Source organism: Nonomuraea sp. NPDC050556, from assembly GCF_044457355.1.
Taxonomy (GTDB): Bacteria; Actinomycetota; Actinomycetes; order Streptosporangiales; family Streptosporangiaceae; genus Nonomuraea.
In genome coordinates, this window is record NZ_JBITGU010000001.1 from 2,998,488 (window position 1) to 3,018,964 (window position 20,477).

At 70.1% G+C, this 20,477-nt stretch carries 13 protein-coding genes and 1 pseudogene; 5 read left to right on the forward strand and 9 right to left on the reverse strand.

The genetic code is table 11. The features are described from left to right. Positions 1–22: 22 nt before the first annotated feature. Positions 23–628, forward strand: coding sequence for a TetR/AcrR family transcriptional regulator (locus tag ACIBG8_RS14445; RefSeq protein ID WP_397343169.1), 606 nt, complete (start codon positions 23–25; stop codon positions 626–628). 251 nt (positions 629–879) lie between these two features. Here the strand turns inward: ACIBG8_RS14445 and ACIBG8_RS14450 are convergent, their stop codons facing one another. The 6 genes from ACIBG8_RS14450 to ACIBG8_RS14475 all read right to left on the reverse strand — a co-directional run bounded on the left by ACIBG8_RS14450 (position 880) and on the right by ACIBG8_RS14475 (position 4,848). After that, a complete protein-coding gene (locus ACIBG8_RS14450) occupies positions 880–1,416 on the reverse strand; it encodes an isochorismatase family protein (protein WP_397343170.1) in 537 nt (178 codons plus the stop codon). Positions 1,417–1,682: 266 nt separating this feature from the next. Next, positions 1,683–1,979, reverse strand: a complete 297-nt coding sequence (locus tag ACIBG8_RS14455; RefSeq protein WP_397343171.1) for a hypothetical protein — start codon at positions 1,977–1,979, stop codon at positions 1,683–1,685. Positions 1,980–1,989: 10 nt separating this feature from the next. Next, complete coding sequence (locus ACIBG8_RS14460) at positions 1,990–2,322, reverse strand: VOC family protein (RefSeq protein ID WP_397343172.1); 333 nt, start codon at positions 2,320–2,322, stop codon at positions 1,990–1,992. Positions 2,323–2,701: 379 nt separating this feature from the next. Further along, positions 2,702–2,827: a hypothetical protein gene (locus tag ACIBG8_RS14465; RefSeq protein ID WP_397343173.1), complete on the reverse strand. Its 126-nt coding sequence runs from the start codon at positions 2,825–2,827 to the stop codon at positions 2,702–2,704. A gap of 85 nt (positions 2,828–2,912) precedes the next feature. Beyond that, entirely contained in the window at positions 2,913–3,128 is a 216-nt protein-coding gene (locus ACIBG8_RS14470) for a transposase (RefSeq protein WP_397343174.1), read from the reverse strand. Between the two features lie 643 nt (positions 3,129–3,771). Next, positions 3,772–4,848, reverse strand: coding sequence for an FAD-dependent oxidoreductase (locus ACIBG8_RS14475; protein WP_397343175.1), 1,077 nt, complete (start codon positions 4,846–4,848; stop codon positions 3,772–3,774). 50 nt (positions 4,849–4,898) lie between these two features. On the opposite strand from ACIBG8_RS14475, the gene ACIBG8_RS14480 reads away from it, so the two are divergent. Then, positions 4,899–5,480: a TetR-like C-terminal domain-containing protein gene (locus ACIBG8_RS14480; protein ID WP_397343176.1), complete on the forward strand. Its 582-nt coding sequence runs from the start codon at positions 4,899–4,901 to the stop codon at positions 5,478–5,480. Between the two features lie 162 nt (positions 5,481–5,642). Here ACIBG8_RS14480 and ACIBG8_RS14485 read toward each other — a convergent pair whose 3' ends face one another. From ACIBG8_RS14485 to ACIBG8_RS14495, 3 genes and pseudogenes are all read right to left on the reverse strand, one after another. Continuing rightward, positions 5,643–5,882, reverse strand: coding sequence for a hypothetical protein (locus tag ACIBG8_RS14485; protein ID WP_397343959.1), 240 nt, complete (start codon positions 5,880–5,882; stop codon positions 5,643–5,645). 58 nt (positions 5,883–5,940) lie between these two features. Next, positions 5,941–6,318, reverse strand: a pseudogene (locus tag ACIBG8_RS14490) (hypothetical protein); the annotation flags it as partial. Positions 6,319–6,468: 150 nt separating this feature from the next. After that, on the reverse strand, positions 6,469–10,680 hold the full coding sequence (locus ACIBG8_RS14495) for a BTAD domain-containing putative transcriptional regulator (protein ID WP_397343177.1): 4,212 nt from the start codon (positions 10,678–10,680) through the stop codon (positions 6,469–6,471). A gap of 124 nt (positions 10,681–10,804) precedes the next feature. Here ACIBG8_RS14495 and ACIBG8_RS14500 point away from each other — a divergent pair, with 124 nt between their 5' ends. The 3 genes from ACIBG8_RS14500 (at position 10,805) to ACIBG8_RS14510 (ending at position 20,471) form a co-directional block, all read left to right on the forward strand. Continuing rightward, a complete protein-coding gene (locus ACIBG8_RS14500; RefSeq protein ID WP_397343178.1) occupies positions 10,805–12,739 on the forward strand; it encodes a LamG-like jellyroll fold domain-containing protein in 1,935 nt (644 codons plus the stop codon). Then, positions 12,736–18,696: an RHS repeat-associated core domain-containing protein gene (locus ACIBG8_RS14505; RefSeq protein ID WP_397343179.1), complete on the forward strand. Its 5,961-nt coding sequence runs from the start codon at positions 12,736–12,738 to the stop codon at positions 18,694–18,696. The genes ACIBG8_RS14500 and ACIBG8_RS14505 overlap by 4 nt, the downstream gene beginning before the upstream one ends. Before the next feature lie 248 nt (positions 18,697–18,944). Then, positions 18,945–20,471, forward strand: a complete 1,527-nt coding sequence (locus tag ACIBG8_RS14510) for a ComEC/Rec2 family competence protein (RefSeq protein WP_397343180.1) — start codon at positions 18,945–18,947, stop codon at positions 20,469–20,471. Positions 20,472–20,477: the final 6 nt, after the last annotated feature.

Here is a 20,477-nt window from a genome sequence, read left to right on the forward strand (position 1 = left end):
TCCGTCAAATACGCTTCAGGTGATGACGTCGAAACGAACCCGCCTCACCCCGCTGGCCCGGCGCGGCCGGATCCTCGACGCGGCCATGGCGGTCTTCGCCGAACGTGGATACCAGGCGGCCACGATGACGGAGATCGCCGACGCGGCGGGCAGCGCCGCTTCGGTGATCTACGACCACTTCCCGTCCAAGGCAAGCCTGCAGATCACCCTGCTGGAGCTCCAGTCCGAGGAACTGCTGCGAACGGTGCTCGCCGCGGTCGATGACGCCCCGGACGACCTTGAACTCCGCGTCCGGGCCGGGGTGAGCGCCTTCTTCGCCTTCGTCGAGCAGAGCCCCTACGCCTGGCGGATGCTGTTTCGCGATCCGCCCAGCGATCCCGAGGTCGCCGACTGCCACGACCGCATCCACCAGCGCACCACGGACGCCATCGCGAGGTTCCTCATGGCGTCCAGGCACCTGCGGCCACCCGACGAGCGTGCCGTACAGATGTATGCCCAGATGCTCAAAATGACCCAGCACGGCCTCGCGGTCTGGTGGTACGAGCACCAGGACACCCCGCGCGGCGAACTCGTCGATCGCATGATGGACTTCTGCTGGACCGGCCTCGAACGCGCTCGGCCTCACTGAGAGCGGAACACACGACCTCGCGCGAAAATGCGCGGACGAAGCCTCCGCCCTGATCGCCCGGACTGGCTTTCACCTGTTCACTTGACGCTCCGACCGGCCGCTGAAGAGATGGTCGCCTGCCGCGCGGTGGCGGATGAGGACCTGTCAGCTTGGTCGGAGTAGACCCGGTCCGAGCATCGCTGGCCGTCTCATTGGGTTCGGGCCGCGGCGCGTCCTGGCGGGTATCGTGCTGCTGGCCGAGGGCCGGAGTGCTACTTCGGAGGAGCGGTGAACCGCACGTCAGCGGCCGAGTGCGGCAGCTGGATCTCGTCGCCGAGCGCATGTTCGGCGACCCTTGCGACGACTGCGGCGGGGATGTCGTCCAGGTCGTAGGTCGCGTGAGCGTTGCGGGGAAGCGCCACGGCGTACTCCTTCCACAGCGCCGTGCGAGCGGTCGCGCTTACGCACATCTCCGAGAGCAGCCCGCAAATGACCAGCTGCTTCACTTCGTGTTCCTCAAGCAGTGAGCCCAGTGTGGTGCCCTCGAAGCCGTCGTCGTCGGTCTTTCTGATGACGGGTTCGCCCGGTTCGGCAAGGACGAGCTCCCATCCAGGTTTGCCGGGTTCATCCGGCTCGCCCACCGGACCGTCGTTCTGCAGATGGACGATCAGCGCGCCGGCTCGGCGTGCTCGGTTCAACAGGTCGCTCACGACCGCGGTCAGCCCGGCGGCGTCAGGTACCGCTGCATGGCCGTCGAGAAAACCTTGCTGCATATCGGTGACGATGAGGGCTTCAGCGGTGAACGTCATGGTTCATCGTAGATCGACGTTTGAGGAGGTCGTACGGCTTCGCCAGGCGGGCACGCTGACTTCCGCCCATCACCGGAGCCTGCTGAGACGGCTCGCGCTAGTCTCCGCTGCGGCAGCGGCGGATCTCTGCGGTCCGGCGTTCTCTTCAGCGGCTGATCTCGAGTCTGGTGATCGCGGGTGGGCGGGGCTGAATCCCGATCTCGTTGAACTGCATCTCCCCACAGCGCATCCACCAAGGCATCGGCGGTGATTGGGCGCCCGGCCTCCTACAGCAAGAGCGTCAATAGCAGCCGCTGCTTGGGCGGACCAAGCGGCCGACCCTGCCTTGGCCTGCGCAAAGACGGGTCCCGACCACTGGGAAAGCCAATCCTCGGCCAGATATGATCACGACCCGCGATGACGGCCCCGCCGTACCCATGATCGACCAGCACGATCGGGCCATCGATCGGCCTAGGGACGCTGGTGAGGTAGGGCGACGCATCGGTTGGCAGGCCGCGCAGCGAGTTGGCCGGGGCGATGATGCCGTAGCCCTTGCGCTGGAGCTTACTGATGACGTCTGTCACGCCAGTGATGTCAGGAAGACGTCAGGCAGAAGGGATGGCCAGCCGGATCCAGGAGTACCCGCCAGCGTCCGTCGCCGGGCTGATGGTCTGGTTTGGCCGCGCCGAGTTCCAGCGCCAGCTCTTCCATGGCATCGAGGTCGTCAGTACGGAAATCCAGGTGGAACTGTTGTGGCACGTCCTGACCCGGCCACTGCGGAGCCCGGTATCCGTCAACCCGCTGGAATCCCAGATCACAGCCGGAGCCGTCCGTCAGAGCGACGAACTCGCCCGTACTGAAGAGCACGCGCATCCCGGTCAGTGCACCGTAGAAGCCCGCCAGCGTCTGCGGGTCGGCACAGTCCACAGTCACCCCTCGCAGTTCAGCCCCTGGCATTACTCGCTCCTTCGTGTCCGCGCGTCCGTCTCCGTAAGCCGCCGCTGCACGCGATCACCGTACTCGCCACGTCCACCGCTGAAATAGCGGTTTATCCCTGCCTCAGAGCAGCGGGTGGCTCTGACCGGCGCTTTCGATACACGCCCTGTAGGTGCGGCGTTGTGCACACCGCGCTCACGGGTGGTCGTGATCATTTTCGACGGGAGTGGCGTGCCTCGCTTCACGGCTGAGGGACGCGAGTTTCAGCGTCGGCCTGGACGAGGCGGTTGATCAGCCACAGCGCGACCGGTACGGCCAGGGCGCTGACCTGCTCGTCAGGTCAGCGCGCTATCGGATGGGAGCCGGGTGGTTATTGCCAGCCGAAGTTGAAAGTGTGGACGACCGGGACCGCAGTGGCCGCGCTGGCGGCGGCGGGGGCGAGAGAGACGAGTGCGGTGGCTACCAGGAGGCTGGCGGCGAGCTTCATGATCCTCATGGTGTCCATTCAACAAGCCGATGATCAACGGATACAACCGGTGTGGTCATTACGGTTTCTGCGGGAACCTGAAATCCCGACCCCCCTACACGGGGCCCGAGGACTCTACTGAAGGGCAGATCGAACCGCAGTTCAGTGGGGGTTCTCGGTCGGGCGCTCGGGTCGGGTGCAGACTCTGATCCGTGCGGGGCAGGTAGCGCCACTGGCAGCCGGTCCGTGCCTGGCACAAGATCGCGTTCACGATCTCCCGCATGTCGTGGCGCCCTGGTAGCCACCAACCGAGGGACGCCTCCCCTTCCACGCGGTGATGACCATGGCATCGCGGGTTTGAGCAGGTCGGCGTCAATATACTGCCGCACGTCGGGCACCAGGGGCCATCATCCTCCCGGCTCTCCCGGATCTGGCACCGCCAGGAGAGAAGGCCGATCAGCCGTTGAACGTCTCAAGTGGACAGCTGTTCGATGTAGGTCTCACCGGTGAAGGGGTTGGTGATGGCGTGTCGAGCTCGCCGAACTCTACGACTAGCAGCTCGGCGGGCGCAGCGGGGTGATTCGTCCAGGCCCGTGCTGGGTGCTCGCATTTCCTTCTTCGTGTCCCAAATCAACACCCGACGCGTCGGCCCGGCACGAGGCCACATGGAGTGATTCCGCCTACGGTCAGCGCCGGAAGCCCCTTCCCGGCAGGCCGCTACCGAACGGCTTGAACCACTGGTCGGGGTGGGGGCTGTGGCTGGCCGACATAGAGCTGCTGGTTGATGTCGCCGGCCGGGTCCTCAATGCCATCCAGGCGGCTGCTGAAGAGCATGAGGACATCGTGGCCGGATGGCCATCTCCTCAGCTGTAGTGCGGGGTGTCGGCCAGTTGCCGCCTTCGAGGTCCTCCGCGAGATCGTCGCAGGAACGCGCGAACACCCTCCCCCACTCCGTGTCCCTGGTCGGGCTGGGCTCAGGAAGCCGCCAAGAGATAGCTCGACGTGCGCCGGATCAGCCAGGCGTAGGCCTTGGTCGCGATGCGGTCGGTCATGATGCCGGCCATCGGGTTGGGCTTGTTCGGCATCTCCGACCCGGCGAAGCTGCTCGAGCGGTTCGCGATGCGCGCCCTGTCGCGCTCGTAGGCCCGCAGGTCGCCGGTGATCGAGCGCGACAGCGCCCAGACGTCCTCCAGCGCCTGGTTGGTGCCATGGGCGCCGGTGGGAGGCATCGAGTGGGCAGCGTCACCGACCAGGGTGATGGGGCCGGTGCCCCAGACCTTCGGCACCTTGTGGACGACGTGCCCGAAGCCCTCCAGTTCGGTCATGGCCTCCAGCACGTCCTGGGTCTGGCCCTGGTAGTGGCCGAAGAGTTTCCTGATCTTGTCCAGCGCGTCGGGGTCGCCCTGCCAGAGGTCCTTGCCCGGCGCCGAGCGCAGGTCGAACCAGACCAGCTGCTTGTTCGGGCCGGCAGGGCTCAGGCCCGACATTCCCTGCGGACCCACGATCGAGCGGGCGATCGGCTCCGTCGGCCAGTCGATGAAGCCCTGCCAGGTGATCCAGCCGGTCAGCGTGGCCGGATCGTCGCCCCACACCGCCTGCCGTACCACCGAATTGCGGCCATCTGCGCCCACCAGCACGTCGCCCAGCGCGGAACCGCCGCCCTCGAAGCGCACCTCGCCCTTGTCGACGTCCACGTCGACCACCTTCGCGTTGTACGTGATCGGGATGCCCTCGGCCAGGCGCTCGGTCAGCTCGCGGCGCGCCACGTGGATGCTCGGGGCGCCGAAGCGCCGCTCCATCGCGGTCAGGTCCACCGCGAACTGCTTCTTACCCTCAGGGCTCCAGGCGTCGAGCGTGGTGAGGCGCACGCCGCCCGGGTCGATGCCGATCTCACGCAGGATCGACGTGCTGCCAGGCCACAGGGTGATCGAGCCGCCCTTGGTGCGCAGCTCGGGCGACCGCTCGTAGACCTCGACCTCGTGGCCGTTGTTGAGAAGCCCGTGAGCGAGCGCGAGTCCCGCGACACCGGCGCCGATGATGACTACTCTCATGACTGCCCCTCAATATGAGACCCTCAATATCTGATACTGGGAGTATCGCAATGTCTGTGCGTGGACGCAAGCCTGATCCGGCGGTTGATCGGAAAATCAAGGAGGCAGCGGTCGGGCTGATCATGGCCAAGGGGCTGGACTTCACCATGGACGAGGTGGCCGCGGCCGCCGGAGTGGGCAGAGCCAGCGTCTTCCGCCGGTACGGCGCCAAGCGCGACCTGCTGCTGGCGACGCTGGCCGAGCTCATGGACACGCAGGTCGCCTACCCCGACATCGGATCGCTGGAAGGCGACCTGATCGTGGTCGCCCGCGACACGTTCGCGGCCTGGGAGGAGCCCAGCATCGCGCACGTCGCCCGTGAGGTGTTCGGCGAGGCCGCGCGCGACCCGGCTGTGGCCGAGCTGATGCGTACGGCGATGCGCAACCGGATGGCGCGCGCATGGGAGCTCTACGACCGGGCCATCGCCCGCGGCGAGCTGCCGGAGGACGCCGACCTGTGGATCATGAGCGACATGCTCGCCGGGGTCGCCGCCTATCGGGGGGTCCTCGGCATCCCCCTGCCCGACCCCGCCCCGTTCGTGCGGGCGCTGATGCACGGGTTCGCACTGAAACGAGACGACGAGCAGACATGAGCCTCTCTTCATGTCGCCGGATACAGCGCCAGAGCAGCACCGGGATCAGCCGCAGAGCGACCCGCCATCCGGGCCGCCGCGCCGCCCACCTGCCCGCCCGCCGTACTCCCAGCACGCCGAGCCCCGCGGCGGCCAGTGCCGCAACCCCCAGGATCATCTCGATCAGCTGCCGATCACCACCGGGCATCTGCGGCGTTTGCCCTGGCTCATGGCCACCAGTCCAGTGAGCACGTCGTAGGTGTCGTCGTACAGGCCGGCGCTGTTGGTCATGACCGCGAAGCCGTACCCCGTCCTGGGGTCGATCGCCTCCACCGCCGTGTAGGTGAACAGGTTCCCCGCGTGCACCAGCAGGTCGGCGCCGTTCACGCTCTCCTTTCCCCGGCCCATGCCGTAGTCGCGCACACACCTCCACCAGCCGCGCGGCCGTCTCGTAGTTGGCGTTGCTGTAAGCCCAGCGCGTCCCTGGATCGGCGGCCAGTTTCCCCGTGCCCAGCGCCGCGACGTACCCGGCCGGCGACGGGGCGCTCTCCGCCGCTCCCAGATCGACCGTCGCATCCGTGATCCCCGAGGTCTGATCTCGCGGGTCAGCCATCCGGAAGTCCGGCAGCTGCTTGACCACCGGCTCGTCCAAGGTGAGCTTGCCCGCCGCGTGAACGACCCTGCCCTGGTGCGTCACAACGACCGACATACCGGGCAGGGCCGTGGATTTCCAGGCTTGGGTGAGGTAGGCGTCCATGGCTGCGGGCTCGAGTTCGGTGGTGGAAGCCGAAGCGGGTACGGCCGGCGCGAGAGCCAGTCCCGCACCGAGTGCCAGGGCCATGAGCTGCGTCTTCTTCATGGGTGAGACGGTAGAAGTCGCCGCCCTCCCACCGGATCCGGCGGACGACCACCATCACCCCTTACCAAAGTGATGCAGGTCCACCGGCCGCGCCCTGGTCGCGGCGGCGTGACCACTCGGCCCTACCCCGTGCGACGCGCTGTTGGCCGTTCAGCAGGTGGCGCGGGGTGGGTCGCCGGGTAGGTAGCGGGTCCGCTCCTGGGTGGTCAGGTTCCGGGCGACCTCGCGGCAGATCAGCGCCACAGCGGCTCCAGGCGTCAGTGACCACCGCACGATCCGCCCGTCGTTCCCCCCGGAGAGCAGATCCCCGTCGGTGGTGAAGGCCAGGGTCTGGGGTCCTGCCGCGCGGCCCGTCAGCGTCGCGAGCTCCCGGCGCGTGGCCACGTCCCACACCACAAGTGCGCGGTCCTCCCCCGCCGAGGCGAGCATGTGCCCGTCAGGGCTGAAGGCCACCGCCTGTACCGCTGCGGTGTGGCCCGAGAGGGTGGCGAGTTCCTTCAGCGTCCGGGTCTCCCAGAGCTTCACGGTCCTGTCCGCTCCGGCCGTCGCGATCGTCGAGCCGTCAGGACTGACCGCTATGTCGCGGATGTCGGCCTGGCCGGTGTAGCCGCGGGCGATCGGCGCGTCCGTGCGGGTGTCCCACGTCATGAGGCCCCCGGCGGGATCGGCTGAGATCAGGACGTCGCCCGCGAGCGTGAACCGCAGCGAGCTGGCCAGCCACGGCGGCCCGGGAAACGAGCTCGGCTTCAGGCCGGGCAGGGTCCAGCGGTACCTCACCATGGCGGTGGTGACCAGCGCCCGGTCGCCCGGCTGGTAGGCGATGTCGGTCGAGGTGCCGAGCCCGTCGTAGGTGAGGTGCTCCAGCCGCCGCCGCGTGGCCACGTCCCAGATGCTGACGGTGTGGTCGCGGGTCACCGCGGCGATCCGGTTGCCCGCCTGGTTGAACGCCACGGCCTCGACCCGGTCGCGGTGCACGGGCAGCACGCCGAGCGCGTTGCCCGCGGCGTCCCACAGCCGTACGGTCCCGTCGGCCCCTGCCGAGGCCACCACGTGACCGCCGGGCGCGACCTCGAGGTCGGTGACCTCCCCGTCGTGCCCGCCGAAGGGCGGCACCGCCCGCTCGCGGACGGTGATGGTCTTACCGGTGCCCGCGGCGACCAGGAGCTCGCCCTCCCTGCCGAGCGCCACCGCGCGGACCTCCACCCGGCCGCGGTCGCGGTAGCTCGCCACCGGGTGTCCTGTGCGGATGTCCCAGATGGTGACGAGGCCGTTCTCGTCGGCGACGGCGATCCTGCCGCCCAGCGGCGCCGAGATGCTCCAGGCGTACGGCGTGGCCGCGGCCAGCGCGGTGCGCAGCCGCGGCCGGTCGCCCGACAGGTCCCACAGGTGCACCCCGGTCCTGGTGGAGCCGGTCACCAGCGTGGCGGAGTCGTCCGGGTCGAAGGCCACGGTGTGCGCCTGCTCGACCGGGATGGTGGCCTTCCGCGCGCCGGTCCGCACGTCCCAGACCGCCGGCCTGTCGTGGAAGCCGGTGGAGGCCAGCAGTCTGCCGTCCGGGCTGAAGGCCAGCGAGCCGGTTGCCCGCGAGTGACCTGCCAGGGTACGGCGGGTGCCGTCGGCCAGGTTCCACACCTCGATCCTGCCGGAGTCCACGCCGACCGCGACGGTGCTTCCGTCGCGGGAGAACGCCAGGCCGTCGTCCAGCCGGGCGATGCTCCGCTCGAACACCGGCCGCCCGGTCGCCGGGTCCCACACGATCAGCGACCCCTGGCTGGACCCGAGCGCGGCCGCACGCGCGGTGGAGGCCAGCAGCCGCCCGCTGCCGTCGAACGCCACCCGCTTGGCGTAGGAGTCGGCCGCGTAGCGCCGGTGCCCCTTCAGCGTGGCGGCCTTGACCCGGCGGGCCAGGTCCCAGAGCACGACGTCGCCGTTGCGGTCGGCGGAGGCCAGGCGCGTGCCGTCCGGGCTGACCGCGACGTCGAAGACGGAGAAGCCGCCCTGGTTGAGCTCGACCAGCCGATCGCCGGCGTAGGCGCCGCCCAGCAGTGCGCCCAGGGTGTCGGCGTCCGGGTGGAGCCGGTGGGCCTCGACGGCCAGGAGCGCGGCGAGGTCGGGCGCGCTGGCCAGGAGTTGCCGCGAGGTCAGGGCGAGCTGGTGGGCCTGCTCGACCACCTGTTGCGCCTGCCGTTCCCTGTTCTGCCAGAACGCCAGCCCGCCGCCCAGGACCGCCAGCAGCAACATCGCCGCCAGCCCGGCGACCAGGCGTTGCAGGTTGCGTGCCCGTCCCCGGGCGGCCTGCCGTTCCGCGTCCTCCAGGTCCTGGCTGGCCGCCAGGAACCCGGCCTCCAGCTGGTTGGCGTCCTGCGCGTGGCGGGCGGCCCAGGCCGTGGCCAGCAGGAGCTGCTCGCCGCGGTAGAGCGCGCCAGGGTCGCGGTCGAGCTCGTGCCAGGCCTGGGCAGCCGAGGTGAGCCGGCGGTGGAGCAGCAGGTCGGCCCGGTCGCGGGTGAGCCAGCGGCGCAGCCGGGGCCAGGCCCTGATGAGCGCCTCGTGCGCCACCTCGACGGTGTCCTCTGCCAGCACGATCAGCCTGGCGGCCGCCAGGCGGCCGAGCACCTCGGTGCCCGTCCCGGTGCCCTCCAGCTCGCTCAGCGTGATGGGCCTGCGGGTGTCCTCGGTCCCCTGGCCCAGCGCGGTCAGCCGGAGGAACACCCGCCTGGCGGCCTGCTGCTCCTCCGGGGTGAACTCGGCGTAGACGCGCTCGGCCGTCTGGGTGATCGCGCCACGCACGCCGCCGCCGGCCTGGTAGTCGGCCAGGGTCAGGACCGGGCCGGCGCGGTGTGACCAGGTCTCCAGCAGCGCGTGGGAGAGCAACGGCAGCGCGCCGGGCTCCTCCCCCGCGTCAGTGAGGACCGTGGCCAGCAGGTCGGCGTCCACGCCGAGCCCTGCCTTGACCGCCGGCCGTACGACGATCTCCCGCAGGTCTGCGGTGGAGGGCGGCCCCAGGAGCAGAGTCGCCTCGCCGTTCAGCGACCCGGCCAGGCCCGGCCGTTCCAGGGCGGCGCCGAGGAAGTCGGCGCGCAGGCCGAGCACGACGGTGAGGCGGCCGTCCCGCTCGGCCACCGCGGCGAGCAGGTTCTCCACGAAGCGCGCCCGCTCGTCCGCTCCGCCGCACAGCGTGAAGGCCTCCTCGAACTGGTCCACCACCAGCAGCGCCCTGACCTGCGGTGGGTCGTCCGCCAGCGCGGCGGCGACGGTGGTGCCGAGGGTGGCGGGGTCCTCGGCCAGCCGCTGGACCAGGAGGGGCGGATCCTGCCCTGACAGCTTGGCCAGGATCGCGCCCAGCGCCTCCAGCGGATGCTCGGTCGGGGTCATCAGGAGGGTCCGCCAGCCGGGATCGCCGCTGAGGCGGCCGAGCAGCCCGGCGCGCAGCAGGGAGGACTTGCCGCTGCCCGAGGCGCCGACGACGACGGTCAGCGGCAGCCTGGCGATCTGTTCCGCCAGCCGCTCGGCGGGTTCCGCGCGGCCGAAGAACCACTCGCCGTCCTCCTGCTGGAAGGCGGCCAGCCCGCGGTAGGGGCACGGCTCGTCCACCCAGGCGGTCGTGGTGACCTGGGCGTACGGCACGCCGCGCAGGTCGTCGCCGCGCAGCATGGCCTCGTGCAGGCGCTGCAGCTCGGGACCCGGTTCGACGCCGAGATGCTCGTTGAGCGCCCTGCGGGTCTCGCGATAGGTGCGCAACGCCTCGGCCTGGCGGCCCGTGCCGTACAACGCGAGCATGAGGTGCCCGCGCAGGCTCTCGCGGAACGGATGGTCGGCGGCCAGCTCGGCCAGCTCGGGGATCAGCTCAGCGTGCCTGCCGAGCTGGAGCCTGGCCGTGATCCGGTTCTCGAGGGCGTGCAGCCGGGTCTCGTCCAGCCGCCTGGCGACCTGGTCGACCGCGGGCACCTCGGCGACGTCGGCGTAGGCGGCGCCGCGCCAGAGCGCCAGCGCCCGGTCCAGCAGCGCGCCCGCCCGCTCCGGCTCTCCGGCGGCCAGCGCCTCGTGGCCCTCGGCGACCAGCCGGGCGAAGACGTCGGCGTCCAGCTCCTCCGGCTCCACCATGAGCGCGTATCCGCCGCCGCCCCGCACGACGCGTGCCTCGTCGCCGAGGGCGCGCCGCAGGCGGTAGACGTACAGCCGCAGGTTGTCCACGGCCGAGGCGGGCGGCACGTCCCACAGGGAGTCGGTCAGGCGCCGCTGCGACACCGGCACGTTGGCATGGCTCAGGAGCACCGCCAGCAGGATGCGTTGCTTGGCCGACGCCGGTGTCACGGCCTTGCCGTCGATCCGCACCACCAGGGGGCCGAGTACCCCGAATTCCATGGTCACCCCCAGCCGCGCCCGCACGCTATCGCGTCGCCATACGCCGGACAACCCCCGATATATGCGCCGTATACGGCCCGGCGAGCACCGTGAAAGCCGACATTCCGCAGCTTGGGAGGAACCCGTGCGACGCTGGCTTTTCACCGTGGTGAGTTTGATGGTCGTGCTCTCGGTGCTACCGGCGCCGCCCGCCCTGGCCGTGCCCACGCCCGCCCCTGTCATGGCGATCAGCCCCGGTGAGGACTGGACGCACGTGCACAGCTGCAACCCCGACACCTCCTATCGCAACAGTTACCGGTCGGGCATGCGGGTCGGCGCCAAGTGGAACTCGACGTGCAAGTGGCGGACGCTGATGCGGTTCGACCTGAGCCGCCTCGCCGGGGCGACGATCCTCGACGTCGAATTCGCGGTGACCGCCGACCACACCGGGGCCTGCGGCGGCGCCTACATCGATCTGTGGCGCTCCGAGGAGAACCTCGACTTCTCCACGCTGACCTGGAACAAGGCCAAGAACTCCTGGTACAACAACATCGAGCGCGAGCACTTCAGCGCCAACGACGGCGGCACCTGCCCCAAGGACGACGACCCCGGCCTCTACGAGGACCCCAACGGCTTCCTCAAGTCGGAGATCGTGCGCTACCTCGGCAACGGCTGGACCAGGATGGCGCTCGGGCTCCGCGCTCACTCCGAGAGCGACTTCTACGACTGGTCCTACTACCTGCCCGCCAGCGCCACGCTGCGGGTGACTTACAACCACCCGCCGACCGCCCCCACCGGCACGCAGATCACCACAGACTGCGGCACCTCCTGCACCGCCTCCGGGGCGCAGGTGCGCTCGGGGACGCCGACGCTGCAGGCCGTGCCCGGCGACCCGAACGGCGGCACGTTGAGCCGGATGGAATTCGAGGTCGTCGACCGGGCCACCAGGACGATCGTCAACGCGTCCTCCGGCAACACGGTCTCCGAGCCCCGCGTGGGCGTGGCCACGGGCTGGCGGGTGACGCCCGAGCTGCCCAGAGGTGAGTACTCCTGGCACGCGCGCGGCTGCGACACCGTGACCTGCGGCGCCTACTCGCCGTGGTTCGACTTCACCGTCGATCTCGACCCGCCCACCGACCTCCAGGTGTCTTCGGCGGCCTACCCGCCCAGGTCCTCGGGGACCTGGAGCGGAGGCGTCGGCGTGCCTGGCTCGTTCTCCTTCACCGCCACGGGCGCCTCGCGCTACGAGATCGTCCTCAACGGGGTGAACAAGGGCTGGGTCAACGGGCCCACCTGGACGGGCGAGCTGGTCCCCAACCGCGACGGGGTCAACATCCTGCAGGTCAGGGCCGCTGACGCGGCGGGCAACGCCACGCTCACGCCGTACGTCCACGAATTCCTGGTACGGCCGGCACCGGCGGCCGCCTGGTCCTGGGGGCTGAACGAGGGTTCTGGATCGACGGCCGACTCCGCGCCCGCCGGGCGCAGGCTCGCGGTGACCGGCACGCCTGGCTGGGGCGCAGGCCGCTCGGGTGGCGGCGCGCTGGCGTTCGACGGCGCGACCCGCTGGCAGGGCGACCCGGTCGTGGACACCACCAGGTCCTTCACCGTGACGGCCTGGGTGAACAGGAACCCGGCCGCCACCGCGCCCGCCACCGTGCTCTCCCAGGACGGGCGGAACGGCTCGGGCTTCCGGCTCCAGTACCGGACCGACCTGGACCTCGACCCCGAGGTGGAGGGCAAGGAGCCTGGCTGGTGCTTCGTGATGTTCGCCGCCGACGACGGCGCGGAGACCGCCGCCTGCTCGACCGAGGGCACCGGGCCCGGCTGGGTGCACCTGGCCGGGGTCCGCGACCAGGCCAGCGGCCTGATCCGGCTGTACGTGAACGGCGCCAACTTCGACGGCACGGACACCAGGCCCTACACCGCCTCCTGGTCGGCGGGCGACGCGTGGGTGCTGGGGGCGGCCAGGTCCGGCGGCGCCAGGACCCAGCACTGGTCGGGCACCGTCGACCGGGTCGCGGCCCACCTGAAGGTGCTCACCCAGAGCGAGATCGTCGCGGACGGAGGCCAGTCGTGATCAGGAAGGTCCTTCTCTGCGCCGTCTCCGTGGTGGCGCTGGCCGGATCCCAGCCCGTGTTCGCCGCCGCGTCGGCCTGGCGCCCTCCGGTGGCCCGCGACGTGATGAGCGTCGCGGTCAAGGACGCGCCGCGCGGCCAGCGGCTCAAGCTCCAGGAGCCGCCCCGGGTCCGCGCCGCGGAGGCGGTGGCCTGGCCGTCGAGCTCGGACACCGTGCTCGACCTGTCGTCCAAGGCGGTGCGCGCCGCCTCCACCCCGGTTTCAGCCCGTACGGCGACGCCGGGCCTGGCCCGCGCCCGGCTGACGATCCACGACCGGGCGAGCGCCGAGCGAGCGCGGGTCTCCGGCGTGCTGATGTCCCTGTCGCGGGCCGACGGGGTCAGGAGCGCGGGCACGCTCGGCCTCTCCGTCGACTACGCCCCCTTCGCCGCCGCCTATGGCGGCGACTGGGCCTCCAGGTTGCGCCTGGTCAGGTTGCCCGCCTGCGCGCTCACCACGCCGGAAGCGCCGGGCTGCGACACGTCCACCCCGGTGCCCTCGACCAACTCGCCCGCCACCCGGACATTGAGCGGCGAGGTCGGCCTGGCTGCCGACGGGTCGGCCACGGTCCTGGCCGCCACCGCCGGGCCCTCGGGCGACAACGGCGACTACACCGCCACCTCGCTGTCGCCCGCCTCGACCTGGCAGGTCTCCCAGCAGACCGGCGCGTTCAGCTGGTCCTACCCGCTGCGGCTGCCCGCCTCGGTGGGCGGCCCGGTGCCGTCGCTGAAGCTGGGCTACTCCTCGCAGGCGGTCGACGGCCGCACCGGCGGCACCAACACCCAGGGCTCGTGGATCGGCGACGGCTGGGACATGTGGCCCGGCTTCATCGAGCGCACCTACAAGCCGTGCGCCCAGGACACCGAGGGCAGCCCCAACAACAAGAACCTCCCGAGCGGCGACCAGTGCTGGTGGAAGCAGAACGCCACCCTCTCGCTCAACGGCCGCGCCACCGAGCTCATCGACGTCGGCGGCGGCCGGTGGAAGGGCGTCTCCGACGACGGCTCGAAGACCGAGCTGCTCGGCGACCACTGGAAGGTCACCACGATCGACGGCACGCAGTACTTCTTCGGTAAGGACGGCTCGTCCGCCTGGAGCACCCAGGTCTACGGCAACCACCCGGGCGAGCCGGGCTACGTCGCGGGGAACTTCGCCGCCTCGCGGCAGACCCAGGTGTGGCGGTGGAACCTCAGCCAGGTCCTCGACCGGCACGGCAACACCATGAACCTGTTCTACGAGAAGGAGACGGGCGCCTACGGCCGTGAGGGCGATCCGGGTAAGCGCACGACCTACGACAGGGGCGGCTGGCTGTCGCGGATCGAGTACGGCTCGCGCACCGACCAGGCGCAGCCGTCCGCCCGGGTGCTCTTCGACGTGGCCGACCGCTGCGTGACCGGGACGGCCTGCTACGACGCGGCGGGCAAGCCCGTCGCGGCTGCCTTCCCCGACACTCCGTTCGACCAGTTCTGCCCCGAGGGCACCCGCTGCACGGACCAGCTCGCGCCGACCTACTGGACCCAGAAGCGCCTGGCGCAGATCAGCGCGCAGGTGTGGGAGGGCTCGCAGTACCGGACCGTGGAGAGCTGGAAGTTGCGCCACTCCTACCTGAACGCCGGATCGGCGCAGAACGAGGGCGTTCCGATGTGGCTGGACGGGATCACCCGCACCGGCTCCGGCGTGGCCGGAGGCGCCCCGGTCTCCGACCCCGAAGTGGTGTTCTCGCCCGGCGCCTACCCCTACCCGAACCGCGTGGACGGCCCGTCGGACAACCGCACGGCGCTGAACCGCTTCCGGATCAAGTCGATCACCACGGAGTCAGGGGCGCAGCTCGGGATCAGCTACCTGCTGGGCGACTGCGCCCGCGACGCGCTCCCCCAGCCGCACGACAACCGCAAGCGCTGCATGCCGCAGTGGTACGCGCCCTCCGGTGAGCCCACCCTGGACTGGTTCCACAAGTACGTGGTCTCCCGCGTCGACGTCTACGACAACACCGGCGGCTTCCTGCACGAGCAGACCAACTACGACTACCTCGACGAACCAGCCTGGCGTTACAGCGACTCGGAGCTGGTCGAGGAGAAGAAGCGGACCTGGAGCTCCTGGCGTGGGTACGGCCGGGTGCGGGTGCGGACCGGCCTGGAGTCCGGCGTGCAGTCGGCGGTGGAGTACCGCTACTTCCGCGGCATGGACGGCGACAAGCAGCTCTCCGGCGTCCGGGACGTGTGGATCAAGGACTCGCTGGACGGGAGCGGCGACCCCCACACCAAGGGGATGGAGGATCACGACGCGCTGGCCGGGACCATGCGCGAGCAGATCACCTACGACGGCGCCCAGTGGGTCGCGGGCACGCTGAACGAGCCCGCGCTCCGCGAGACGGGCGCCAACGCGCAGGGCGGGCCGCTCAAGTCGTACATGATCAATGTCGCGACCGCCTTCAACCGGGTCCGGCTGACCGCGACCGGCGGCGCCCGGTGGACCAGGACCGACACCAAGGTCAACGCCGACAACCTGCCGATCGAGGTCAAGGATCTGGGCGACGAGTCCACCGGGGCAGACGACCTGCGCAAGACCACCACCTACCTGGTCAACGAGGAAGCCTGGATCCGCGACAAGGTGGGGCAGAGCGAAACCTTCGGCGCGAGCGGCGCGGTGGTCGCGCGCTCGCGCAACTACTTCGACGACCCGGGCAAGCCGTACGGCACGGCCCCCACCCGCGGCCTGGTGGTGAGGACCGAGGACTGGCAGGGCGGCGCCACCCCCTGGATGACCTTGTCCACTGCCACCTATGACGCCAACGGCCGGGTGCTGACCAGCGCCGACGCGCTGGGCCGTACCACGACCACGACCTACACCCCCGCCAAGGCCGGGCCGGTCACGGCGGTCAGGACCGTCGACCCGGCCGGGCACGCCACGACCACCACCATGGAGACCGCCTGGCAGCAGCCACGGCTGGTCGTGGACGCCAACGACGGCCGGACGGAACTGGCCTACGACGGGCTGGGGCGGCTGACCTCGGTCTGGCTGCCCGGCAGGGAGCGCGCCACCCAGGGAGCCGACCTGCGCTTCTCCTACCTGGTGCGGAACAACGCGCCGACGGCGATCACCACCAGGAAGCTGCTCCCCGACGGGACCAACAAGTACCTGACCTCGATCGCGCTCTTCGACGGCCTGCTGCGCGAACGGCAGACCCAGACCCAGGCGATCGGCGGGGGCCGGCTGATCACCGACTCGGTGCGCGACTCACGCGGGCTGGTGTCGTGGACCTCGGCGCCCTACTACCACGACGGCAGCGCACCGGCCACGGCGCTGGTCGTCCCCGCCACGACCGTCCCCTCGGTCACCGACAACGTCCACGACGGCGCCGGACGGCTGGTCGAGACCGGCCTGCGCGGCAAGTGGAAGACCACCACGGTGTACGGCGGCGACCGCATCACCGTCATCCCGCCCGCCGGAGGCATCAGGACCGAGACGATCAGCGACGCCCGTGGCCGTACCGTCGAACTGCGCCAGTACAAGGCCACCGGCTACGAGAAGACCACCTACACCTACACCGAACGCGGCGACCAGGAGACCGTCACCGACCAGGCGGGCAACGTGTGGCGCTACGCCTACGACCAGCGGGGACGCAAGACCAGGACCGAGGACCCGGACCGCGGCGCCAGCACCTCGGTCTACGACGACGCTGGGCAACTCGTCTCCGTCACCGACGCGCGCCAGGTCACCCTGGCCTACACCTACGACGCGCTGGGCCGTAAGACCAGCCTGCGCGAGGGATCGCCGACCGGGACCGTGCGCGCCGAGTGGAGCTACGACACCGCTCCAGGCGGCGTGGGCAAGCTCGCGGGAACCGTACGCCATGACGGGACCAACCGGTACACCACCGAGGTGACCGGCTACGAGGCGAGCGGCCGCCCGCTCGGCAGCAGGATCACCATCCCGCCCGCCGAGGGCAAGCTCGCCGGAACCTACACCTTCGCCACCACCTACAAGCAGGACGGCCAGATCGCCACGACCACGGGTCCCACCGGCGAGACCCTGGAGTACGGCTACAACGCCGTCGGCAGCACCAGCTACCTGCGCTCGGCCACCCAGACCTACGTCAACGACACCGTCTACAACCAGCGCGGGCAGATCATCCAGCGCGTCCTGGGCCAGGACGACCGCCGCGTCTGGCAGACCACCACCATCGACGAGCAGACCGGCCGCACCAGCGCCTACTCCGTGGTGCCTGAACTCAGGAACGAGGTGTTCGACCTCGCCTACGGCTACGACGACACCGGCAACCTCACCCGCATCGCCGACACCCCCAACGGGGGCCAGCCCGCCGATTACCAGTGTTACTCCTACGACCACGCGCGGCGGCTGACCGAGGCGTGGACCCCCGCGACCGGCGACTGCGCGCCCGCCTCCCGCACGGTGGCCGGGCTGGGCGGCCCGGCGGCCTACTGGCACTCCTACGCCTACACAGTCAACGGCAGCCGCGACACCGAGACCAGGCACGGCGCGGCGACCGTCGTCCGCGACTTCGTCCAGCCCACCCAGGGCGGCCCCCGCCCGCACACCACCGTCCAGGCGGGAACGGACACCTTCACCTACGACGCGGCGGGCAACATGGACAAGCGCGTCGTGAACGGGGTCACGACCGCCATGACCTGGGACCAGGAGGGCCGCCTGGCCACCTCGGGCCAGACCACCCACCTCTACGACGCCGACGGACGGCGCCTGCTCCGCCGCGACCCCGGCGGCACCACCCTCTACCTGCCCGGCGACCTGGAACTCCGCACCACGGGTACGGCCGTGGCGGCCACGCAGTACTACGACCACACCGGCACGACCGTGGCTGTCCGCACGGCGGGCGTCCTGCACTGGACCGCCCAGGACCACCACGACACCGGCGAGGCCACCATCAGGGCGAGCGACCTGACCGTCACCCGCCGCCGCACCCTCCCCTTCGGCGGGCCGCGCGGCACGGTGAGCGGCTCATGGCCGGGAGACAAGGGCTTCGTCGGCGGCACCAGCGACCCGTCCGGCCTCACCCGCGTCGGAGCCCGCGACTACGACCCCGCCCTCGGCAGCTTCGTCAGCGCGGACCCCGTCGTCGACACCGACGACCCGCAGCAGATCCACGGCTACTCCTACAGCAACGGCAACCCCACCAGCATGTCCGACCCGACCGGCCTGCTGCTGATGGCGGACGGCGGAGGCGGAGGCGGCACCCCGCCGTGCACCGGCACCCCGGACCGCTGCGCCGACCAGCGGGGACTCAACACCGTCTCGAAGACCTACACCGGTGAGGACTTCGAGAAGTGCGACACCTCCTGCCAGTCACAGGCGGCCCAGGCGGCGCAGCGGTGGAGGGCGGCGGTGGAGAAGCAGAAGTACATGCAGCACCGGCTGGAGATCTGCATGTCGTTCACGTTCGGCGACGCCGACTTCTGCAACAAGAGGTATCCGCAGGACACGCACACCTACTCCATCGGCGTCGTCACCGAGCTCGGCCCGACCAGCGTGGAACTGACCGACGCGGTGATCGGGATGCCCCAGGCGTACAACATGCCCGGCCAGCCGCAGGCCTCGAACGTGTACCTCGCCTACACGCAGGCGCAGATGCAGCAGCTGGTCGAGGAGAGAGGATGGCAGACGGGGCTGATGGTCGGGCCGCCGCAGTTCATGTACACCGAAGGCGAGGGCGGGTCCCGCTCCGTGATCACCGGGACGCAGTCGGGGGCGGAGACCAGGATCCAGCTGCCGGTGGACGGGATCTCGGGGGTGGTCTACGCCTACCCGATCGTGGACGTGTCCTACGGGCGGACCGTGTACTTCGTGGACGGGGTCTACGCCGGGGCGGAGTACCGGAACAACACCAGGATCGTGACGGTCGGGGCGCGCTCCGTGCCGACCTATGACGACGTGCCCAGGTGACACCGGCGAGGTCCCCCCGACCGGGGGGACCTCGCCGTCTAGGCGCTGCGGATGCACGGCGGGCAAGCACAGGAGCGTGCCGAGAGCTCCTTGCTTGCAGCCCGCCCGGAGCGACCGCGCGCGTGAGCTGCCCAGGCGCCCGTTTGTCCGGAAGCGGACGTGGACGGTTTGGCACGATCCAACGTATGGTCAAACCGCGCGAAAAATGTGGATATTTCGTCATCGGGGTTGATCGCTAGGGACTTCGGATGACTTCTGCGCGCCTGGAAATCCACGTCATCAACGTCAGCCAGGGAGACTCGCTCCTCATCATCCACCGGAACCTGGCCAAGGTCCGGCAGGCGATCGAGGCCGAGCGGAAGACCCCGCCCACCAACCCGATCGACTACGTCCCGTTCGCGTTGCGCTCGGATGTCCCGCTGGCCGGCACGGTGGTCTCGGCGCTGCTGGTCGACGGCGGCGACAGCTCCTACGGCGACGACGTCGTCCGGATGCTGACCCGCCAGGGCGTGGTGACCACCCCGGACTTCTACCCGAACCTGGCGATGATGGTCAGCCACTTCCACGCCGACCACCAGGCGGGCCTGAACAGCGTGCTGGTCGACAAGGACGTGCCCAGGAAGGCCAAGAGCAAGACCTTGTGGACCCCGCGCTTCATCCCCGCGAGGATCTACGTGAACCCGCTGGCCGACAAGACGACCGTGCCGAAGAACAAGATGTTTCCAGCGTTCAAGAAGATCCTCGAAGAGATCAGCCTGAAACAGCCGACCGGCAAGCGGGCGACGATCGTCGAGGTCCAGCCCGGCGGCCTCGACCCGAAGACGAAGAAGCCGCTCATCATCAACCTCGGCGACGGCGTCACCGACAAGGGCGGCAAGGCGATCCCGATCACCATCCGGATGGTCGCCTCCGGCCAGGGCGTCTACCGCGAACTGTTCAACGACGTGGAGGTCGTGCCGCCCAAGGGCGCGAAGAACGCGGTCGACATGAACGACCGCTCCCTGTGCTTCGTCCTGTCGTACGGATCGTTCCGCTTCTTCAGCGGTGGCGACATCGCCGGCGACGGCCGCGCCGACGGCGGCAACGAGCTGACCAACGCGATGCCCGACCCGCCCAAGGGCAAGGCCGCCAAGTACAAGGGCAAGAAGAAGAACAAGAAGATCGGCTCATCGCACAGCCACGGCGACGTGGAGAAGGTGCTCGGACCGGCGATGGTGCAGAACTTCGAGGCGACCCCGCTGAAGAGCGGCGCCGACAGGTTCCCGCACGCCGGGCACTGCACGGTGATGAAGGCCAGCCACCACGCGAGCGCGTCCAGCGTGGACACCTTCTTCCTGTCCGAGATCCGGCCGTACGTGGTCGTGATCTCGTGCGGGTTCAGGGCCCGCGCGCACGACCACCCGACCCAGCAGGTGCTCGACCGGATCGACAAGGTCAAGACCCCGAAATGGGGGCTGCGCGGCACGACCACGAAGATCGACAACACGGTGGAGGCCCTCTATCTCACCGAGGTCGTCAAGAAGCGCAAAACCCGCACCTACACCACCAACGTGTGGTCGGGGAAACTGCTCGGCGACATCGTGATCCGGCCGACCGACGACTCGATCGTCGCGCTCCGGACGACCACGGACGCCGACGAACGGGTCAGGGTCCAGGTGTACGGCACAGCCGACGAGACCGACACGACCGACACCGAGAACAAGCTGTTCCCGATGACCGCCGGATCAGGGGACGCCAACTACCCGATCGGCCCGTTCTACCACCCCCCGATCTGAGGAGCA